Annotated in this window: 23 protein-coding genes; 11 read left to right on the forward strand and 12 right to left on the reverse strand. The window is 62.2% G+C overall.

The window, feature by feature from the left end; all coding sequences use genetic code 11:
- The first annotated feature begins 68 nt into the window (after window positions 1-68).
- From GTP46_RS11750 to GTP46_RS11765, 4 genes are read left to right on the forward strand one after another with little or no spacing between them, the layout of a single operon-like run.
- Entirely contained in the window at window positions 69-1001 is a 933-nt protein-coding gene (locus tag GTP46_RS11750) for a 4-hydroxyproline epimerase (RefSeq protein WP_161006807.1), read from the forward strand.
- On the forward strand, window positions 986-2104 hold the full coding sequence (locus GTP46_RS11755; RefSeq protein ID WP_161006808.1) for an NAD(P)/FAD-dependent oxidoreductase: 1119 nt from the start codon (window positions 986-988) through the stop codon (window positions 2102-2104). Before GTP46_RS11750 ends, GTP46_RS11755 begins: the two co-directional genes overlap by 16 nt.
- Window positions 2097-2360: a 2Fe-2S iron-sulfur cluster-binding protein gene (locus GTP46_RS11760; protein WP_202414235.1), complete on the forward strand. Its 264-nt coding sequence runs from the start codon at window positions 2097-2099 to the stop codon at window positions 2358-2360. Before GTP46_RS11755 ends, GTP46_RS11760 begins: the two co-directional genes overlap by 8 nt.
- Complete coding sequence (locus GTP46_RS11765) at window positions 2357-3619, forward strand: NAD(P)/FAD-dependent oxidoreductase (RefSeq protein ID WP_161006809.1); 1263 nt, start codon at window positions 2357-2359, stop codon at window positions 3617-3619. Before GTP46_RS11760 ends, GTP46_RS11765 begins: the two co-directional genes overlap by 4 nt.
- On the opposite strand, the gene GTP46_RS11770 is transcribed toward GTP46_RS11765, so the two are convergent.
- The 6 genes from GTP46_RS11770 to GTP46_RS11795 form a co-directional block, all read right to left on the reverse strand.
- On the reverse strand, window positions 3616-4608 hold the full coding sequence (locus GTP46_RS11770) for a LacI family DNA-binding transcriptional regulator (RefSeq protein WP_161006810.1): 993 nt from the start codon (window positions 4606-4608) through the stop codon (window positions 3616-3618). The two genes, GTP46_RS11765 and GTP46_RS11770, sit on opposite strands and share 4 nt — an antisense overlap.
- Before the next feature lie 70 nt (window positions 4609-4678).
- Complete coding sequence (locus tag GTP46_RS11775) at window positions 4679-5752, reverse strand: aldose epimerase family protein (protein WP_161006811.1); 1074 nt, start codon at window positions 5750-5752, stop codon at window positions 4679-4681.
- Complete coding sequence (locus tag GTP46_RS11780) at window positions 5752-7146, reverse strand: MFS transporter (protein ID WP_161006812.1); 1395 nt, start codon at window positions 7144-7146, stop codon at window positions 5752-5754. Before GTP46_RS11780 ends, GTP46_RS11775 begins: the two co-directional genes overlap by 1 nt.
- Window positions 7147-7296: 150 nt before the next feature.
- Window positions 7297-8565: an MFS transporter gene (locus GTP46_RS11785; protein ID WP_161006813.1), complete on the reverse strand. Its 1269-nt coding sequence runs from the start codon at window positions 8563-8565 to the stop codon at window positions 7297-7299.
- A gap of 74 nt (window positions 8566-8639) precedes the next feature.
- Window positions 8640-8963, reverse strand: a complete 324-nt coding sequence (locus GTP46_RS11790; RefSeq protein ID WP_161006814.1) for a thioredoxin family protein — start codon at window positions 8961-8963, stop codon at window positions 8640-8642.
- Window positions 8960-9778, reverse strand: a complete 819-nt coding sequence (locus GTP46_RS11795; RefSeq protein WP_229258910.1) for a ChaN family lipoprotein — start codon at window positions 9776-9778, stop codon at window positions 8960-8962. The genes GTP46_RS11790 and GTP46_RS11795 overlap by 4 nt, the downstream gene beginning before the upstream one ends.
- A gap of 282 nt (window positions 9779-10060) precedes the next feature.
- Here GTP46_RS11795 and GTP46_RS11800 point away from each other — a divergent pair, with 282 nt between their 5' ends.
- The gene (locus GTP46_RS11800; RefSeq protein WP_371869637.1) at window positions 10061-10414 is read left to right on the forward strand and encodes a PEP-CTERM sorting domain-containing protein; all 354 of its coding nucleotides are present in this window, start codon (window positions 10061-10063) and stop codon (window positions 10412-10414) included.
- Between the two features lie 51 nt (window positions 10415-10465).
- Here the strand turns inward: GTP46_RS11800 and GTP46_RS29455 are convergent, their stop codons facing one another.
- From GTP46_RS29455 to GTP46_RS11810, 3 genes are read right to left on the reverse strand one after another with little or no spacing between them, the layout of a single operon-like run.
- The gene (locus GTP46_RS29455) at window positions 10466-10633 is read right to left on the reverse strand and encodes a hypothetical protein (RefSeq protein WP_202414236.1); all 168 of its coding nucleotides are present in this window, start codon (window positions 10631-10633) and stop codon (window positions 10466-10468) included.
- A 9-nt stretch (window positions 10634-10642) separates the two neighbouring features.
- Window positions 10643-11032, reverse strand: a complete 390-nt coding sequence (locus GTP46_RS11805) for a DUF3224 domain-containing protein (protein ID WP_161006817.1) — start codon at window positions 11030-11032, stop codon at window positions 10643-10645.
- Window positions 11033-11046: 14 nt separating this feature from the next.
- Window positions 11047-12627 (reverse strand): sensor histidine kinase, encoded by a 1581-nt coding sequence (locus GTP46_RS11810; RefSeq protein ID WP_161006818.1) that lies wholly within the window; start codon window positions 12625-12627, stop codon window positions 11047-11049.
- 120 nt (window positions 12628-12747) lie between these two features.
- Here GTP46_RS11810 and GTP46_RS11815 point away from each other — a divergent pair, with 120 nt between their 5' ends.
- Window positions 12748-13095 carry a hypothetical protein gene (locus GTP46_RS11815; RefSeq protein WP_161006819.1) on the forward strand — a complete coding sequence of 116 codons (348 nt, stop codon included), beginning with the start codon at window positions 12748-12750 and terminating at the stop codon, window positions 13093-13095.
- Window positions 13088-13936 carry an HDOD domain-containing protein gene (locus GTP46_RS11820; RefSeq protein ID WP_161006820.1) on the forward strand — a complete coding sequence of 283 codons (849 nt, stop codon included), beginning with the start codon at window positions 13088-13090 and terminating at the stop codon, window positions 13934-13936. The genes GTP46_RS11815 and GTP46_RS11820 overlap by 8 nt, the downstream gene beginning before the upstream one ends.
- Window positions 13937-13997: 61 nt before the next feature.
- Here GTP46_RS11820 and GTP46_RS11825 read toward each other — a convergent pair whose 3' ends face one another.
- Both GTP46_RS11825 and GTP46_RS11830 read right to left on the reverse strand, forming a co-directional pair.
- Window positions 13998-14336, reverse strand: a complete 339-nt coding sequence (locus GTP46_RS11825; protein WP_161006821.1) for a hypothetical protein — start codon at window positions 14334-14336, stop codon at window positions 13998-14000.
- A gap of 228 nt (window positions 14337-14564) precedes the next feature.
- A complete protein-coding gene (locus GTP46_RS11830; RefSeq protein WP_161006822.1) occupies window positions 14565-14906 on the reverse strand; it encodes a hypothetical protein in 342 nt (113 codons plus the stop codon).
- Between the two features lie 75 nt (window positions 14907-14981).
- On the opposite strand from GTP46_RS11830, the gene GTP46_RS11835 reads away from it, so the two are divergent.
- Complete coding sequence (locus GTP46_RS11835) at window positions 14982-16082, forward strand: PhoH family protein (protein WP_161006823.1); 1101 nt, start codon at window positions 14982-14984, stop codon at window positions 16080-16082.
- On the forward strand, window positions 16066-16533 hold the full coding sequence (ybeY, locus tag GTP46_RS11840; protein ID WP_161006824.1) for an rRNA maturation RNase YbeY: 468 nt from the start codon (window positions 16066-16068) through the stop codon (window positions 16531-16533). Before GTP46_RS11835 ends, ybeY begins: the two co-directional genes overlap by 17 nt.
- 26 nt (window positions 16534-16559) lie before the next feature.
- Here the strand turns inward: ybeY and GTP46_RS11845 are convergent, their stop codons facing one another.
- Complete coding sequence (locus GTP46_RS11845) at window positions 16560-17309, reverse strand: substrate-binding periplasmic protein (protein ID WP_161006825.1); 750 nt, start codon at window positions 17307-17309, stop codon at window positions 16560-16562.
- Between the two features lie 144 nt (window positions 17310-17453).
- Here GTP46_RS11845 and GTP46_RS11850 point away from each other — a divergent pair, with 144 nt between their 5' ends.
- Together GTP46_RS11850 and lnt are read left to right on the forward strand one after the other, a co-directional pair.
- Window positions 17454-18338, forward strand: a complete 885-nt coding sequence (locus GTP46_RS11850) for a CorC family transporter (protein WP_092275737.1) — start codon at window positions 17454-17456, stop codon at window positions 18336-18338.
- Window positions 18338-19909: an apolipoprotein N-acyltransferase gene (lnt, locus tag GTP46_RS11855; RefSeq protein ID WP_161006826.1), complete on the forward strand. Its 1572-nt coding sequence runs from the start codon at window positions 18338-18340 to the stop codon at window positions 19907-19909. Before GTP46_RS11850 ends, lnt begins: the two co-directional genes overlap by 1 nt.
- The last annotated feature ends 74 nt before the right edge of the window (window positions 19910-19983 follow it).

Here is a 19983-nt window from a genome sequence, read left to right on the forward strand (position 1 = left end):
AGATTTCGTCATCCATCGTGCGTAGACGGTGCAAGACAGGCAGCTTCACCCAGCCTAAGATTTATGGCATGAAAACCATCTCCATCATCGATTCCCACACCGGCGGCGAACCTACCCGCCTGGTGACCGCCGGCGGTCCGGAACTGGGCAACGGCCCGCTCAGCGAGCGCGTCGCCCTGCTGCGCGCCGCCCATGACAACTTCCGCTCCGCCGTGGTGTGCGAGCCGCGCGGTTCGGACGTGCTGGTGGGCGCCCTGCTGTGCGAACCGCACGCCGCGGATTGCGTGGCCGGCGTTATCTTCTTCAACAACGTTGGCTACCTTGGCATGTGCGGCCACGGCACCATTGGCCTCGTAGCATCGCTGGCTTTCATGGGCCGCATCGGGCCGGGACGCCACCGCATCGATACGCCGGTGGGCGTGGTGGAGGCGGAGCTGCACGCCGACGGCAGCGTCACCGTGGACAACGTGGCCTCCTACCGCAGCCGCGCCGCTGTCACGGTCGAAGTGCCGGGCCACGGCCCTGCCACCGGCGACATCGCCTACGGCGGCAACTGGTTCTTCCTGATTGCCGATCATGGCTTCGAACTGGGCGTGCACAATGTGGAAGCGCTGACCAACTACACAGTGGCCGTCGCTCAGGCACTGGCCGATCAAGGCATCACCGGCGACAACGGCGCCGTGATCGACCACATCGAACTGTTTGCCAATTCGCGCACCGGCGCGGACAGCCAGAGCTTCGTGCTCTGCCCCGGCAAAGCCTACGACCGTTCGCCATGCGGCACCGGCACCAGCGCCAAGCTGGCCTGCCTGGCTGCCGACGGCAAACTGGCCGAAGGCGAATTGTGGAAGCAGGAAAGCGTGATCGGCAGCGTGTTCGAAGCCTCCTACCGCGTGCGTGACGGCCAACTGCTGCCTAGCATCCGTGGCAAGGCGTGGGTCAACGCACAAGCGCAGCTGATCCTCGATCCAAGCGATCCATTCGTATGGGGCATCCGTTGAATAATGCCGACGTGATCGTCGTTGGCGCCGGCATCGTCGGCGCGGCGTGTGCGGATGCGCTCAGTGAGCGCGGCGTGCGCGTGGCGGTCATCGAGCAGGATATCGCCGGCGGCGGCGCGACGGCGGCCGGCATGGGCCACCTGGTGGTCATGGACGATAATTCGGCCGAACTGGCGCTATCGGCGTACTCGCTGTCGCTGTGGAAGGACTTGGTCGGCGACCGCCCGCAGCGCCACGAATACAGCGGCTGCGGCACCATCTGGGTCGCTGCCGATGAAGAAGAAATGCAAGCCGCAATGGAAAAGGCGCAAAACCTGTCCGGCCACGGCCTGCTGTGCGAAATGCTGACGCCTGCCGCGCTGTACGCGCGCGAGCCGCAGCTGCGCGCAGGCCTGGCCGGCGGTTTGCTGGTGCGCGGCGATGGGCTGGTGTATCCGCCCAAGACCACCCGCATCCTGCTGGACCGCGCCATGCGCCGCGGCGCCGTTACCAAGCGCGCCACCGTCACGGCGATCGAAGACAACTGCGTGGTGCTGGCCGACGGCACACGCCATCTGGCGCAGCACATCGTACTGGCAGCCGGCGCGCGTTCCAGCGCGCTGCTGCCCGAGCTGCCGATCCAGCCGAAGAAAGGACACCTGGCCATCACCGACCGCTATCCCGGCTTTGTGAAGCACCAGCTAGTGGAGCTGGGCTACATCAAGAGCGCGCACGCCGCCAGCGGCGATTCGGTGGCTTTCAATTTGCAGCCCCGCCCTACAGGGCAGATATTGATCGGCTCCTCCCGCCAGTTCGACACAATCGATCCGGCGGTGGAGCCGGCCATGCTGCAACGTATGCTGCGCCATGCCGCCAGCTTTACACCGCAACTGGCAGAACTGAATATCGTACGCACCTGGACCGGCTTCCGCGCCGCCACGCCGGACGGCCTGCCGCTGATCGGCCCTTGCACCGCAAGGCGCGGTTTGTGGCTGGCCACCGGCCACGAAGGGCTGGGCATCACCACCTCGCTGGCCACGGCGCAGCTGCTGGCCGCACAGATACAGAACGAAAACTCGCGCATCCCGTTTGCGCCGTACCTGCCGGGACGCTTCCATGACTGAGCAACTGATCACCCTCTGCATCGACGCGCGCAACATCAGCGTTGAAGCCGGCGTCACCGTGGCCGCCGCCGTCGCCATGAACGGCAGCGGCATCACTCGCCTGTCAGTCGGCGGTGCGGCACGCGCGCCCTTGTGCGGTATGGGCATCTGCCAGGAATGCCGCGTCACCATCAATGGCCGGCCGCACCAGCTATCGTGTCAGACCTTGTGCGCCGACGGCATGCACGTGGTCACCGCCGGCGAGGTGGCGGCATGAAGCACTTCGATGTATTGATCGTTGGCGCCGGTCCTGCGGGGCTGGCGGCAGCGCATGCGGCAGCAGCCAAGGGGGCGCAAGTCGGCGTTATCGACGACAATCCGCTGGCTGGCGGCCAGATATGGCGCGGCGGTCCTGAAAAACAAAGCGACGCGCGCGCACCGCAGCTATGGCATGCCTTGCACCGCGCCGACAATGTCGAGTTCCTGCAGCAGACGCGCGTGATGTATGCACCGCAGCCGAACCATCTGCTGGTGCAAACGCCGGATGCTGCGCACACCGTGCACTACAAAAAACTGATACTCGCCACCGGTGCGCGCGAACGCCTGCTGCCCTTCCCCGGCTGGACGCTGCCCGGCGTGACCGGTGCGGGCGGCCTGCAAGCGCTGTCCAAAGGCGGCTATCCGCTGGCGGGCAAGCGCGTAGTGGTGGCGGGCAGCGGCCCTCTGCTGCTCGCTGCCGCCGCAACGCTGAAGAACAAGGGTGCGCACATCGTCGCCATCATCGAGCAGGCCAACACGCCGGCGCTGGTGCGTTTCGCATTCGGCCTGCTGGCCACGCCGTCGAAGATTTCACAAGCGCTGCAACTGGCGTCGCAATTACGCGGCGTGCCTTACCTGCGCAATAGCTATGTCCATTCGGCGCATGGCGACGGCACGCTGCAATCAATACAAGTGCAGCGCGGTGCAGAACGCGACCAGGAAACCCTGCAATGCGACTACCTCGCCTGCGGCTACGGCCTGCTGCCCAACGTGGAGCTGGCGCAGGCGCTGGGCTGTGACACCATCAAGCGCGATGGACAAACGGCAGTCGCCGTCGACGAATGGCAGCAGACCTCCGTGGAAGACGTCTACTGCGCCGGCGAAGGCACGGGCGTAGGCGGTGTCGATCTGGCGCTGGCAGAAGGCCGCATCGCCGGCCTGGCCGCTGTCGGCGACAAGGCCCAAGCAAAGCAGTCGTTCGCTGGCCGCGCATACTGGCAGCGCTTCGCCGCCCGCCTTGCGCGCGCATTCGCGTTACGGCCGGAGTTGCGCACGCTGGCTGGCGATGACACCATCGTCTGCCGCTGCGAAGACGTCTGCCACGGCGAGCTGCGCACGCACACCGCATGGCGCAGCGCCAAGCTGCAAACGCGCTGTGGCATGGGCCCATGCCAGGGCCGCATCTGCGGCGGCGCCACCGAAATCCTCTACGGCTGGCGGCCGGACGCGGTACGCATGCCGATCTCGCCGACACGCATTTCCAGCATCATCGACTAATTGCGCTTGACGGTGGAGCCGCGCAGGATCAGCTGCGGCTCGATCATAGTGGTGGATGGCGGCGATTTGCCGTCGATGGTGGCGATCAGCTTCTCCATCGCCACCGCGCCCATACGCTCGCTCTGCAGATCGACCGTGGTTAAAGGCGGAGAAGTGTATAAACCGTATTGAATATTATCGAAGCCGGCCACCGAAATATTTTCCGGCAGCTTGAAGCCCAGCGTCTGCGCGGCTTTCATGAAACCCAGCGCCATCAGGTCGTTGTAGCAGATCAGCGCATCCGGGTGCTCGGCGCCCAGCATGATGGAGGAAGCCACGCGCTCACCCTCGGCCGATGTCGGCGTTTCGCCTTCGTATATCGTCAGCTCCAGCCCTTGCGACGCAAGGCATTCGCGGATACCGCCCAAGCGTTCCTCGTCGCGGCGCGAGCGCGGGAAGCTCAGGTAGGCGATGCGCTTGTGACCCAGCGAGACCAGATGGCGCGTCAGCATGTAGGCACCGCGATGGTCGTCGCTGATCACCCACGGAATTTCAAGGCGATTCAGGCGGCCAAAGAATACCAGCGGCTTGCCCAGTTCCGTCATCCAGTCCATTTCCGTTTCCAGCATGCGCGAGAACACGATCATGCCGTCCACGCGGCGGCTCAACGCTTCCAGCAGCGGACGTTCACGGCCCGGGTTTTCTTCCGTGTCGACCAGCAGCAGCGTGTAGCCGTGCGCCAGCGCCACGCGGTTGGCGCCCTTGACGATGCTGGTGAAATGCGGATTGCTGACGTCCAGCACCGACAGGCCAATGCTCTTGGTGCGGCCGGTGATCATGGAAGCCGCCAAGGGGTTGGAACGGTAGTCCAGTTTCGCAATCACTTCCGTGATGGTCGCTTCCACGGCGGGCGAGAACCGCTGCGCGCCGTTGACGAACTTGGAAACGGTGGCGGTCGACACGCCGGCAGCGGCGGCCACGTCACGGATGGTTGCTACGGTTTTTTTCATGTTGGGACGGTCGAATGCAAAGGCGTTTACAGCGCCAAAGCGGCCATCTTATCATGAGGACATCACTACGCTAGTCAGCCTTGAAGCGGAAGCTGGTCATGGAACGGAACACCTGACCTGGATACAAGGCCGTGCTGGGGAAGTTGGCGTGGTTAGGACTGTCTGGCAGGTGCTGGGTTTCAAACGCAAATGCGCCGTGGCGCTGGTAGGCCACGCCCTCGCTACCGGTCTCGCTGCCGTCAAAGCCGTTGACGGTGTACAGCTGCACCGATGGCTCGTTGGTGCTGACCTCCATGCGGATGCCGCCGCCCTGTACCACTGCCACTGGCGCATACACGCCCAGCGTCTTGGAGAACAGCAGGCTGTGGTCATAGCCGCCCGCCACGGACGGCAGGCGCGCATGCACGCTAGCGGCGCGGCGGAAATCGAACGGCGTACCGCTCACGTCCAGCATCGCGCCGGTGGGCACGCGCGCGGCGTCGGTTTCCAGATAGCGATCGGCCGCGATCTGGAAGCGGTGGCCTTCCAGCGTGTTGGCCGCTGCGCCGGCGAGGTTGAAGTAGACGTGGTTGGTCAGATTGAGTACTGTTGGCGCGCTGGTCGTCGCTTGGTATTCGATGCGGAATTCGTCACGCTTGCGCAGCAATCGGTAGGTCACGCTGATGTCCATCGCGCCGGGGAAGCTCTGGTCGCCGTCGGGACTGTGCAAGCGGTAGATGGAGCCGATCGATTCCTTGTCGGCGAAGTCCTGGCGCTGCCATACGCGCTTGTCGTACGGCGCAGGGTCGCCATGCATGGCGATGCCTCGATTGTTGGGCGCCAGCTGCACGGTCTTGCTGTCCAGCGTGTAGCGTGCGCCTGCAATGCGGCCGGCATAACGGCCGATGATGGCGCCGTAGCGGCCGCGCGTGCGTTCAAATGCGGGAAGATTGGGCAGCGAAAGGATGACGTTGCGGCCGGCTACCTGCGCCTGTACCAGCGTGGCGCCGTAGTCGATGTAGGCCAGCCGCATGCCGCGCTCATTTTCGAGCACGACTTTCTCCACCGGCTGGCCGGCTTGCGTGACGCCGTACGCTTCCACGCGGATGCCCGCGTGGGCGGCAGCGAAGGCCGCCAGTAGCGCGGCTGCAAGCACGAGACGCATCACAAGTCGGTGATTTCCTTATGGCGCGGCACCAGCGCCTTCATCACCACCCATGCGCACAGATAGGCCAATGCGCAAATGCCGAACATGATCATGTAGCCGGTGTGGATATCGTTGACCGATTTGTAGTAGTCGAACACCCAGCCGCCCAATTTGGTCAGCAGCACGCCACCAAGGCCGCCGGCCATGCCGCCGATGCCGATTACCGACGCCACCGATTTTTGCGGGAACATGTCGGACACGGTGGTGAAGATATTCGCCGACCATGCCTGGTGCGCCGAGGCGCCGACGCCGATCAGCAGCACCGGGATCCAGTAGCTGATCGCGCCCAGCGGTTGCGCCAGCAGCACCACCAGCGGGAAGAAGGCGATCATCAGCATGGCTTTCATGCGGCCGTCGTACGGCGCGTAGCCGCGTGCCATGAAGTAGCTCGGGAACCAGCCGCCACCGATGGAGCCGATCATGGTCATGCTGTACAACACGGCCAGCGGAATCACGATGGCTTCGCCCTTCATGCCGTACTGTGCGGACAAATAAGTCGGTAGCCAGAACAGGAAGAACCACCACACACCGTCGGTCATGAATTTGCCGAAGGCGAAGGCCCAGGTCTGGCGATACTTCAGCAGCTGGAACCACGATACTTTCTTGGCCGGTGCGTCAACGCTGGCGGCCACCGGCGCAACGGAATCGCTGCGGATGTAAGCCAGTTCGCCGGCAGACAGGCGCGGCTGCTTTTCCGGTTTTTCGTACAGCCACAGCCACACACTCATCCAGATGAAGCCGAGCATGCCAATCATGATGAAGGCTGCTTGCCAGCCCCAGAGCGAAGCCAGCACCGGCACCGAGATCGGCGCCAGGATAGCGCCGACGTTGGCGCCGGAATTAAAGATGCCGGTCGCGAAGGAACGTTCTTTCTTCGGGAAATATTCCGCCGTAGCCTTGATGGCGGCTGGGAAGTTGCCGGCCTCGCCCACCGCCAGCACGGCGCGCGAAATCATGAAGCCGGCGATGGATGGCGCCGCCGCCACGCCAAACACGCCCAGCACGGCAACCGCCGCCGCGCCCACCGGCACCGAAGCCGCGTGCAGCAGCGCCCCCAGCGACCAGATGGTAATCGCCACCACGTAGGCGGACTTGGTGCCAATCTTATCGACCACGCGGCCAGCAAACAGCATCGAGATCGCGTACACGAACTGGAATGCGGCGGCGATGTTGGCGTAATCGGTATTACTCCAGCCGAACTCCACCGACAAAGCGGGTGCCAGCAGGCTCAGGACCTGGCGGTCGAGGTAGTTGACGGTGGTAGCAAAAAACAACAGGGCGCAGATGGTCCAGCGGTATTTACCGACGGATAGTCCCACCGCTTGCGCATTGACAGGCTCGCTCAGGTTCATGGCATCACTTATTGTGTGTTATTGGTGATGATCTCTCGGTCTCCACGAGATCATGCTTTAGTCGTATGTCATCGTACAACCATAAATGGGGTGAAGCAAGCAGAATCAGCGACTTGCCTCACCTATGTTGTATGATGACTGGAGCTGAGCTCACTTTGTTTTAACCAAGAGCAATGCAATCAGGCTGATCAGGGCGGCGCCCGACAGGTAGTAACCCACGTATTGCAGGCCGAGATTGGTGGCCAGCCAGGTGGCCGCGTACGGCGCCAGCGAGGCACCAAGGATGCCGGCCAGATTGAAAGTCAGCGAGGCGCCGGTGTAGCGCACCTCGGCCGGGAACAGCTCGGACAAAATGGTGCCCAGCGGGCCGTACGTCAGGCCCATCAGGCCCAGGCCCAGTGACAGGAAGATGGTCACTTGCGTAGCGTCGCCGGAGCCGAACAGCGGTGCCATCGTCAGGCCGAACACGGCAATCGCGGCCGAGACCCAGATCAGGGTCGAGCGGCGGCCCTTGCGGTCGGCCCACACGGCCGAGAACGGAATCGTCAGCGCGAAGAACAGCACCGCGAACAGTTGCTGGATCAGGAAGTCCTTGCGGGTGAATTTGAGCGCACTGGTGCCCCAGCTCAGCGCAAACACCGTCATCAGGTAGAACAGGACAAAGGTGGCCAGCGCGATCAGGGTGCCCAGCACCAGCACGCGGCGGTGGTCACGCCACACCGTCAACACCGGCACTTTGACGCGCTCGTTCTTGTCCAGCACTTTCTGGAAGTCCGGCGTTTCATGGATTTTCAAACGGATGTACAGACCGACGATCACCAGCAGCGAGCTGGCCAGGAATGGGATACGCCAGCCGTAGCTGAAGAATTCAGCGTCCGTCAGCACTTGGCTCAACAGCAGGAAGATACCGCCCGACAGGAAGAAGCCGATCGGCGCACCCAGCTGCGGAAACATGCCGTACCAGGCGCGCTTGCCCGGTGGCGCATTCTCAGTGGCCAGCAGCACCGCACCGCCCCACTCGCCGCCGAGGCCCAGACCCTGGCCAAAGCGGCACAGCGCCAGCAGCGCCGGCGCCAGCGTGCCGATCGAGGCGTAGGTCGGCAGCGCGCCGATCACCACGGTGGAGACACCCATCGTCAGCAGTGCCGCGACCAGCGTAGCCTTGCGGCCGATGCGGTCGCCGAAGTGGCCGAACACGGCCGACCCAACCGGACGCGCAAAGAAGGCGATGGCGAAGGTGGCGAGCGATTGCAAGGTGGCGGCAGCGGGATCGCTGGCAGGGAAAAACAGCTTGGGGAACACCAGCACGGCGGCGGTGGCGTAGATGTAGAAGTCGAAGAATTCGATGGTGGTGCCGATCAGGCTGGCAAACAACACGGTAGCCGCTGAATTGGTCTTGGGCGATCCTGGTTGACTCATGCTCGACGCTCCTCCAAGTAGTGTGCGGGCCATCATACACACCACATTGCTGGAATGCCAAGCATGACTAGCGGTCAATGGCCGTCAAGTTGCGTAAAGGCAGTGGAAATGTCGTCTGCTTTCAACGGCCGCACCAGCCGCGCCACTTCCTGGCCGTCGCGCAGGAAAATCAGCGTCGGCCACAGCTTGACGCGGAAGGAGCGGCCCAGCGGACGGCCAGGGCCATCCTCCACTTTGTAGTGAGTCACGCCCTCATGGCCGGCAAACGCTGCCTCCAACGGCGCTTGCGCGGCCATGCAGTGGCCGCACCAGTTGGCGCCAAACTCCAGCAGCACCGCGCCCTGCAAGGCGTCGATCTCGGCGCGCGGCGGCGCTTCGGGAATATAGCGTGTCTTCATTTCTTCACTTGCTTGCACGGGTCGTCGCGGGTTTGCGGCGCCAACGTCTGGATAGTATCGTAAAGGCCGCCGTTGTCGCGGCTCTCGATGAAACCGATGCTGCGCATGGTCAGCGCCGGCGCCGTCTGTTTCAGCCAATAGCCGACGCCAATGTCCTTGCGCACATGGCCGTTACCGGCGATCAGCACCACATCTTTCGGCTGCTGGTCGCGGATGATCTTGGCCATCCAGATATCGCGCGCCACCTGGGCGTTGACCATGCCGCCCACCATCATCTCGGGCAGCATATTGCAATGGCCGCTGACGATTTCCTGCTGCTGGGCGCCGGTCAGCGCGGCCGGTAGCGGCTGGTCCAGCTTGTAGTCCTTGATGCTTTGCGGGTCGAAAGTGGCGGTGATACCGTCACGCACCACGCGCGAGGCGTCGGCACGCGACAAGTTGCCCGCCACCAGCGGCAACTGGTAAGTTAGCGCCAGCTGGATCACTGGGTAGTACAGTTGCCAATCCCAGCGCCCACCACCCGCTACGCGGATCACGCACTGTGCATCGAGGCAACCTTTTTGCGCTTTGTTCAGAACATCCTGGTTTTCGCGGTCGAACTGCTCCATCACGATGGCCGGACGCCAACCCGCCTCGACCCGCTGGCGCAACAACTCGTAGCGCAGCTTGTGGCCTTGGGCGTTATCGTGCACCTCGCCCAACAGCAAGACCTGCAGGTTGCCCGTTTGCAACACATCAGGAGACGGCGCCACGGCCGGTTTGCCGCTGCTGGCGCAGCCGGACGCCAGCGCTGCTGCGGCGAGTGCAAAAGTCAATCGAATTGTAGGCTTATATTTTGAAATCATCTGATTAGCGCGAGTGTGCATAGAATTTAGTCGTTGGCGTGTTATAAATCTTCTGCGCCACTGGCAATCTGCCGGCGGGTGTTGTTGCGACGCAAAATTCCGTTGTCACGAAAGAAAAAGAGATGGCAAATTACTACGGGCTGTGATTTAATATCAGAACGGTAGCAAGTGCCATGCATCCGCGCCGTGAATTTACAGTCTTTGCTTTAAAGTGGTCTTAACATCCTGTTCAAAACAATGCAGGAGTGTATCGTGAAAGTTGTGTCCTTGATCTCGACAGCAATACTTGCTCTAAGCCTCGCCGGCGCCGTACAGGCTAAGCCTGCCGCACCGGCTAACAATGTTGCGCCTGCGACAATTGTACTCGCACATTGTGAGGCGAACGACCCTGCGCCATGCGGTATCAGCAGCAGTGCACCTGCCGTGAAATCCAGCGAAGCGGATCAAAACGCTTTGCCGCCGGCAGATTCGAAACAGCAATCTTCAACCGATCCGGCAACCCCGGTACCGGAACCACAAACCTTTGTCATGCTGATGTTGGGTTTGGTTGTACTCGGCTTCGCCTCGCGCCGCCGCCAAGGCTCGGAAAAATTCACAGACGAATAAACTTTCCCGGCTGTTTAGAAAAAAATCCCGCTTCAATGAGCGGGATTTTTTTTACATACAGATCGCGCGAATATTACTCAACGCTACCCCATGCGTGATGGCGCGCATCACGCAGCCCAGCTTGTGCCAGCCATCATCGGTTCCCACCACTGCCATCACCGCCAACACAGCACCTACGGCCAGCAAAATCAGCAGGCCTTTGATCGATTCTTTATCCATGCCGCCATTTTATAGCGTGTAATCGAAGTCGTAGTAGTGCTTCCCGTCCTCGATCCGGATATTTACATTGCCGCGCAGGCCGGTGAGTTCGCCGCTGCCGGAATCGGGCACCACCGCCACCGTCAGGCCCGGTGCACCGCGCGTCATGATACCGGTGTGATGCAGCAGGAAGCTGCCGCTGCGGCCTTCCACCGAACCGGTCACGCGCTCGACGGCGACGTAGACGCCTGAGCCAATCGCGCGGTCCATATACGCCAGCATTTCGCCCTTGCCTTCGGCCTGCAACGCGCCCTGGTAATGCTTGTTGAGCGACATGCGGCCGACGCCGCTATCGGCCGCTACAGCGGACATGGCTTCCGGTTGCATGGCAACGGTGAATTCTCCGGTAATGATGGGCATGAAGTCTTTCGTCGTTATGCGTGCAGGCGGGCGTCCGCGTGCAGGATGTGGTCATCGGTCGGCGTCACGCACGGCATGCGCAGCACGAAGCTGGCTCCCTGGCCCAGCACGCTGGACACGGTGATGCTGCCGCCGAACTGCTTGGCAATCAGGTTGAATACGATGTTCAGACCGAGACCAGTGCCGCCCTGGCCGCGCCGGGTGGTGACGAACGGGTCGAACACCTTATCCAGCATATCCGGCGGGATGCCTTTGCCGTTGTCGGTCACCTGCATTTCAATCCAGTCGCTCTGCTGCGCCACGCCGATCACGATGCGGCCTTCGTCGTCCGGACCGAAAGCATGCTCGACGCAGTTGAGCGTCAGGTTGGTGATCACCTGCGCCAGCGCGCCCGGGTAGCTGTCGAGCATGATGTCTGGTGGGCAGGCGATGCTGACGGTGATGCGCGTCTTCTTCAGCTTGGGCTGCAGGCTGGACACCACTTCGTTGATATAGTCGCGCAGCTCGAAGCGGCGGCGCGCCTCGCTCACCTGATCGACCGCGATCTGCTTGAAGCTGTGGATCAGGTGCGCCGCGCGGTAGGCATTGTTCATGATCAGGCGCGTGCTTTCAGATGCCGTTTCAAGGTAGCGCGTGATGTCAGATTTCTTGATGTTGCCATCCTGGACCGCGGCCTGCACTTTCTCGGTGGCCTCCATCAGCACCGAGGCGCTGGTCAGGGCGATGCCAACCGGCGTATTGATCTCGTGCGCCACGCCAGCCACCAGACCGCCCAGCGAGGCCAGGCGCTCGGCCTGCAGCAGCGATTCCTGGGTGCGGCGCAAATCGTCCATCGCCTTGGCGGTGGCTTGCGCCGATTTGCGCGCCTCGTCCTCGGCTTCGCGGATACGCTGGATGTTGGACTTCACCTTGCGCTGGATGGCGTTAAAGCCGCGGATCACTTCACCCAACTCGTCGTGGCGGCTGTCGGGCAGCTCTTCCACCTCGTCGCTGCCGCGCGTGGCGAGGTCGAACAAACCATCACGCAAGCGCTTCAGAGGATCGAACACAATCCGCAGCGACAGCGCCAGCGCTGCCACCAAAATCAGGTCCAGCAGCAGCACTTCAGTGACTTTGCGGCGCACCTCGGCCGCCAGCGTGGCGTCGATTTGCGCGCGGCTGAAGTTGACCACCACGCGGCCTACTATCACCGGCTTGAGCGAAGCGCCGGCCGCGCCGGAATCGCGGTAGGCCAGATCGGCCACCACCGGTGTGCCGCCGACGGCAGCGTCGTTTTCAATGGAAGCAATGGTGCCGTTCTCGTTGCGCAGTTTGCCGGAAAACAGGCCGACCGACGTATCGTAGACGCGGATGGAGACCAGCTCCGGCGGCATCATTTCAGCCGCGACGATGTTGTCGACTTTGGCTTTGTCCAGGTCCCACAGCGCCGATGGCAAGCTGGTTTGCAAGCGCGTCAGCACGCCCTGACGCAGGCGCTGGCTGCTGACCTCGAGTTCATGGCCTAGACTGTATTGGGCATAGGTTCCGGAGATCCCCAGCACCAGGGTGACAATCACCACAAAAAGCAGCGTCAAGCGGCCTTGAATACCAAACATCTAGCAATCTCCCGACTACATGGATTTGACGGCAACGCCCCAATGTACGGTATGGGCTGCGTCTTGGCAAGACAATGGTAAGATCGCAAAATATAGTTCAGGATGCAACCGGGAGGCAGCATGGCAGGTAATTATCATCAACTGGCACTGGCGGAGGTGCGGCCGGGCATGGTCTTATCCGACGTGCTGCTCGATGTGCAGGGCAATGTGCTGCTGCCGCAAGGCACGGTGCTGACCGACGCCATGCTGGCGCTGATGCCGCGCCACGGCATCGCCATGCTGCCCATCGTCACCGAGGAAGTAGCGCCGGAAGCGGTGGCGGCCACGCTGCAGCACCACGAGGCGCGTATCGCCCAGCTGTTCCGCAAGAACGATCCGGACAGCGACAGCGACTGGGCCACCGCCACGCTGCGCCGCTTCGTCACCGATTTCCGCCTGGGTGTAGAGGAGACACCGGAACATGAGTAACGCCACCCTCAGCTACGACGACGTGGTCCGCACGCTGGACGACCTGCCATCGCTGCCGGCAGTAGTGATGGAACTGCTCAACAGCATTGACCAGGACGATGTTGATATTTCCGTGCTGGCCAAGAAGGTCTCGTACGACCAGGCGCTGACGGCCAAGACCCTGCGTCTGGCCAACTCGTCGCTGTACGGTTTGCAGGTCAAGGTCACCACCATCCAGCAGGCGATTACCTTCCTCGGCTTCCAGACCACGCGCAACCTGATCACGGCCGCCGCCGTCACCGGCTGCTTTGCCGAGGGCCATTGCCCTGGCTTTGACCACAAGGCTTTCTGGCGCCACTCGATCGCCACCGCCGCCTGCTCCAAAGTGCTGGCGCGGCAGATGCGTTTCAACCAGGATTACGCCTTCACGGCCGGGCTGCTGCACGACATCGGGCGGCTGGTGCTGGTGTCCTGCTTCCCGGAGCAGTACGCCGCCACGCTGGCCTACCGCGCCGAGCACGACTGTTATTTGCTGGAAGCGGAGCGCACCGTACTGGGCGTCGATCACGTCGACGCCGGCCTGGCACTGGCAGAACACTGGAATTTTTCCGACACCATGCGGCTGGCCATCGGCGGCCATCACGACCCGGAAGCGCCGGGCGCTGGCTTCTTGGCGGCCATCATTCACGTGGCCGATGCGATTGTGCATGCGCTCGATCTGGCGCAGGCGCAGGACGACTTAGTCCCGCCGGTCTCTACCGTGGCCTGGACTGCATTGGGCCTCGATGAGGAAATTTATCTGCAATTATTCCGCGAGACGGAGCTGCAGTATGAAGAAATCTCTATGGTGCTGCTAACCTGAAGTGGCGGCCTGCCGGACCGGATTTAGCTTCGATACGGCAGGCGCGTGCGCAGGGCGCGCATCAATGATGAGCCGCGTTTCCGGCCAAGGCCTTGTCAGCTGCTGCACGGTCTTCCGGTTTCGGGCGGCCTTGGGCGTCGGACAGACGATATTTGGTACGGCGGTCGCCCATCAGGTCGCGCAGGTCGCGGATGCTCATGCCGGTCACTTCGTGCATGCGGATCAGCAGCGAAGCGCCGACCGGCAAGCGATGGTGGCGAATCTTGCTGATGACTGGTGGCGCGACTTCGAGCAGGCGCGACAGCGCGGCGTCATTTTTCAGCTGCATCTTGCCGAGCAAGATATCAAGCAGGTGGTTAGGGTTATAGCTTTCCTGGGATGCGAGTGCATGATGTGCCATGATTTTCCTCATTGGTTGGGGTGAACAGATAGTGCTGGCTTGAACTTAAGCAAAACTTAGCGAGTCAGATTGCCATTCATGCAAGATACCAGCGCGCACCGCGCTAAGATTGTTCGGCATCAATCAGAGGCTAGAAACCTTAGCAACAATGCTATTTCATCACACGGAACAAGAGTACGGCGCACGTCAGGGCCGTGAGGAAACAAACGGGGCAAACTCGGCGGGAAATCAGGCGGTAGTGTCGATGTTGCGGCCTAGCGTTTTTTCATTCGCACGGCGCTCGGTATCGGCTTTTTTGTCGGCTTGCTGGGCAGCGCGACGATCGGCGGCGGCCGCTTCGTCATTGGAGCGGGCCTCGCTGCGGGATGCTTCGGTGTTTTCTTTGACGCGCTGCTTGATAACGGCGCCATCCTTGTCCGAGCGACTGGTTTGCTCAGTGCGACGCGTCTCCACCGACTGCGCTTGACGCTGCTCGGTACGGTTAGCGCGGGTCTCACGCAGGTTCTGTTGCGCCGGGTCGGGACGCGGCACGTTGGTGATGTTGATGGCCATACCTGTAATGTAGAGCAAAGGCGCTACCGGCGGCAAATTACGATAAACTATCGCCTGTGCCGGTCACCGGCCCTCTCTCCTAAAAGCATCCCATTGAAAACCAAGACCCCAGTCCAGCCGCACTACTTCGTCCCCGAGCCGCTCGATAACGCGCGGCTGGCCCATTTGTGCGGCCCGCTCGACGAAAACCTGCGCCAGATTTCTGCCGCGCTGGACGTCACCATTTTCCGCCGCGGCGAAAAGTTTATCGTCAGCGGCCACAACGCCGAACGCGCGGTCGAGATCCTCGACCACTTCTACGCCATCGCCAACAAGATCGTGCCGATCGAGGAAGTGCAACTGGCGCTGGTCGAACAGCGCGCCAGCATGCATGCCGGGAATATCGCTGCACTGGCGCCTGAGCCAGCTGCCGATGACGCACCAGCCAGCAAGCCGCGCAAGATCGAACCCGTGCCGGCCGTCGAGATCGACATCAACAGTCCGATCTTGAAAACCCGCCGCGCCGACCTGCGCGGCCGCACGCCGCACCAGATCCGCTACCTGCGCAACATCCTCGAGCACGACATCAGCTTCGGCGTTGGTCCAGCCGGCACCGGCAAGACTTACCTGGCCGTGGCCTGCGCAGTCGATGCGCTGGAACGCGACGCCGTCAAGCGCATCATCCTGACCCGCCCTGCGGTGGAAGCGGGCGAGCGCCTTGGCTTCCTGCCGGGCGACCTGTCGCAAAAGGTCGATCCATATCTGCGTCCTTTGTACGATGCCCTGTACGACTTGCTCGGCTTCGACCGCACGCAGAAAATGTTCGAGAAGCAGGTGATTGAAATCGCCCCGCTGGCCTACATGCGCGGCCGCACCCTGAACCACGCTTTCGTGATCCTGGACGAGGCGCAGAACACCACGGTCGAGCAGATGAAGATGTTCCTGACCCGCATCGGCTTCGGCAGCAAGGCCGTAGTGACGGGCGACGTTACGCAAGTCGACCTGCACAAGAGCCAGAAAAGCGGCCTGGTGGATGCCATCCAGGTGCTGAAAGAAGTGCGCGGCATCGCCTTCAGCCACTTCAACAGCGAAGACGTGGTGCGCCATCCACTGGTGGCGCGCATCGTCGACGCCTACGAAACCGCTCACAACCACGAAGCGGAAATAGCTCCACTCCTCAAAGCCACGGCTCTCAAAAATGTCCGCAAAAAATAAATTGACGCTGTCGGTGCAATACGCCGATCCACGCCTGCAAGAAAGCATCACCCGCCCGATGATACGCAAATGGGTGCAAGCCGCGCTGTTCGCACCGGCCGAACTGACCATCCGCTTCGTCAATGCTGAGGAAGGCCAAACCCTGAACCGCGACTACCGCGGCAAAGACTACGCCACCAACGTGCTGACCTTCGCCTACAACGAAGGCGAAGAAGAACTGCCGGAAGACGCGCCGACGCAAGCCGACATCATCCTCTGCACCGACGTGCTGGAGAAGGAAGCGGCCGAGCAAAAGAAAACGGTAGAGGAACACACTGCCCACCTGATCGTCCACGGCGTGCTGCACGCCCAGGGTTACGACCACATGGACGACGAAGAAGCGGAAGAGATGGAAGGCATCGAAACCGAAATCCTCGCCGAACTCGGCTACGCCGATCCCTACGCTAGCTAAGCTTACTTGCTCACTTAGTTGTTCACTTATTTGCGCACATAGCGCGCAACGATGGCGGCAATACTGCCGCCGTCCCGCATCCGCCGCATGGCCCCCGCCAGCTTGTCCGCCGTCGCCGCGTCATAACTGCTGTTCGCATAATGCAGCCACGCTTCCCGGCTGGTAAGCGGTAGAAAATCCCCGATACGCTCAGGCGCGATGCCTTCTCCCTGGAACGCGTAATACAGCGATTCGCGCACACCGATCACCGCATCCACCCGCCCTAACGCCAGCATTTTCACCATCTGTGTCATGGTATTGGTGTTGTACTTCAAACTCGCGCTGTCCTGCTCGAACGGCGCAAAGTAATCGGCACTGCGCAGCTGGCCGACAGTCTTGCCGTGCAGATCGCTCAGCGCGCGCAAACGGATGCCGGACCGGGCTACGATGCCGACATCAAAACTGGCCACCAGCGCCACATGCCGCGCGCACGCTTGCAGTTCGGCACTGTCGAAGCCGATCATCAGGTCCGCCTCGCCAGCCTTGAGCAAGGCCTGGCCGCGCACCTTGGGCACCATGGCATTGGTGATCTGCACGCCGCTGGCGCGCGACAATTCGCTCATCACATCAACGAAAATGCCGCTGGGCGCGCCCTGCCCCTCCATGCCGAACAGCGGCGCCGTCAGCGTCACCGCGCGCAAGCCGGCTGGCGCGGCCATGACGCTGGCCGCCGGCAACGCCAAGCATAGCGCAGCGTCAATCAGCAGCGAACGTCTACCGGGCGAGAGCTTGCTCATGGAAGGCCTTTATGTGCGACGTGTTCATCAGCCACAAGCTTATAATAAAGGCAGCCTTCCTTGCTGTTTTTTTGACAAAAACGGCCTCACCTTCCCATTTGGTGTATCCTATGCCTCTTCGAAACAACCGGCTCTACGCCAGCTATGCAAGAGCACTCTAGTAGCGTCAAGACTGACGCTAAACCCCACAGGTCATTGTTTGAACGACTGACCGCCCTGATTTCCCCAGAGCCCGAGAACCGCTCGGAGCTGCTCGAAGTTCTGCACGACGCCCACGAACGCAACCTGATCGACGCCGACGCCTTGTCGATGATCGAGGGCGTGTTCCAGGTGTCCGACCTGTCCGCCCGCGATATCATGATCCCGCGCTCTCAGATGGACGTGATCGACATCTCCAAGCCGATAGAAGAATGGCTGCCCTTGGTGCTGCAAACCGCCCACTCGCGCTTCCCTGCCATTGAAGGCGAACGCGACAAGGTGATCGGCATCCTGCTGGCCAAGGACCTGCTGCGCTACTACGCCGAAGAATCGTTCGACGTGCGCGACATGCTGCGCCCAGCCATCTTCATCCCGGAATCGAAACGCCTGAACGTGCTGCTGCGCGATTTCCGCGCCAACCACAACCACATGGCCATCGTGGTGGATGAGTACAGCGGCGTCGCCGGCCTGATCACCATCGAAGACGTGCTGGAACAAATCGTCGGCGATATCGAGGACGAATACGATTTCGACGAGGAAGAGGACAATATCCTGTCGATCCGCGAAGGCCAGCACGGCCCGCGCTGGCGCATCAAGGCACTGACCGAGATCGAGCAATTCAACGACGAGCTGGACACCGCCCTGCCCGACGACGACGTCGACACCATCGGCGGCCTGGTCTCCAAGCACCTCGGCCGCATGGCCCACAAAGGCGACGTGTTCGACTTTGAAGGCCTGCGCTTTGAAGTGCTGCGCGCCGACGCCCGCCAGATCCACGTGCTGACGGTGGAAAAGCTGCCGCCGGCCCCTGATCACGGCGACGACGCATAATGCGTTTTCGCCGCGCCAAACCTGACGATCCTCCCAAGCCGCAACGCTCGACCCGAGGCCGCATGCTCATCACCGGCCTCGCCGGTGCGCTGTGCGTGTTAGCGTTCGCGCCGTTCGGCTGGTGGCCGCTGGAGATCCTCGGCCTGGCCACGCTGTTCTACCAGGTCCTGCGCAGCACCAGCGTTAAAGCCGCCGCGCTGATCGGCTGGGCCTTCGTGACCGGCTGGACTGCCGCTGGCGTGCACTGGCTGTATGTCTCCATGCACACCTACGGCGGCATGCCTGCGCCATTGGCGGCGCTGGCCGTGCTGCTGCTGGGCGCCGCCATGGGCTTGTACGGCGCCGGCGCGATGGGCACCGCATGGTGGCTGCGCAAGCGCTGGACATTGCCGCTGCCGGCTGCCAACTTGCTGGTATTCCCGGCGGTCTGGGCGCTGTTTGAATGGGTACGCGGCTGGCTGTTTACGGGTTTTCCGTGGCTGTCCTCCGGCTACGCCCACAACCACAGCCCGCTGGCCGGCTTCGCGCCGATCATCGGCATGTACGGCCTCGGCTGGCTGGCCGCCGTGATTGCTGGTGCCCTGCTGTTGCTACTGCACCGCACCCGCCTGCGCGCGGCCGGTCTGGCAATCGGCATCTGCGTGGCCGGCGTCGGCCTGAGCTTCCTGCAATGGACCTACCCGGAAGGCAAGCCAATCAGCGTGCGCCTGCTGCAAGGGAATATCCCGCAGGACGAAAAGTTCAACGGCGCCAAGATTGTGTCGAACATGAAGCTGTACCAGGAGGCCATCACCGCCGCACCGGCCGACCTGATCGCTACGCCGGAAACTGCCATCATCACGCTGCAACAGCAACTGCCGCCGGACTACCTGCCGAGCATTGCCCAATTCCTGAACAAAACGAATAGCAACCTGATCCTCGGCATCTTCACCGCCGACAGCCAGACTGCCTATTTCAACAGCGTGATCGGCATTCCGGCCAAACTGGGTTCGAGCTACTACCGCTACGACAAGCACCACCTGGTGCCGTACGGCGAGTTCATCCCCTACGGCTTCCGCTGGTTCGTCAACCTGATGTCGATCCCGCTGGGCGATATGACCAGCGGCCACGACATCCAGCCGGCGTTCCCGATCAAGGACCAGCGCGTGCTGCCCAACATCTGCTATGAAGACTTGTTCGGCGAAGAGATCGCGGCCCAGCTGAATCACCCGGCACAAGACCAGAAACCGGCGACCCTGCTGCTGAACACCTCCAACCTGGCCTGGTTTGGCGACACCATCGCCATCCCACAGCATTTGCAAATCTCGCAGATGCGCACGCTGGAAACCGGCCGCCCCATGCTGCGGGCGACCAATACCGGGGCCACTGCCATCATCAATGGCGCTGGCAAGGTGGTGCAGCAACTGCCGGTGAACACCTTCGGCACGTTGGCCGCCAACGTGCAGGGCATGGGCGGTAGCACCCCGTTCATCATCTGGGGCAACAAGCTGTTCCTCGCTTTGACCACCCTGTCCCTCGCAGGGGCGTGGTTTTGGGCAAAGCGCTCAAAAAACCAGCCAAAAGCCGCTTAACCCGCTAAAATCATCGCTTTAGCGAAACTGCAACCGCATGCCCGCCGGCGCTAGCCCGGGCATTGCCACCGACT

Origin of the sequence: Duganella flavida, from assembly GCF_009857445.1 — a bacterium.
Classification (GTDB): Bacteria; Pseudomonadota; Gammaproteobacteria; order Burkholderiales; family Burkholderiaceae_D; genus Rugamonas; species Rugamonas flavida.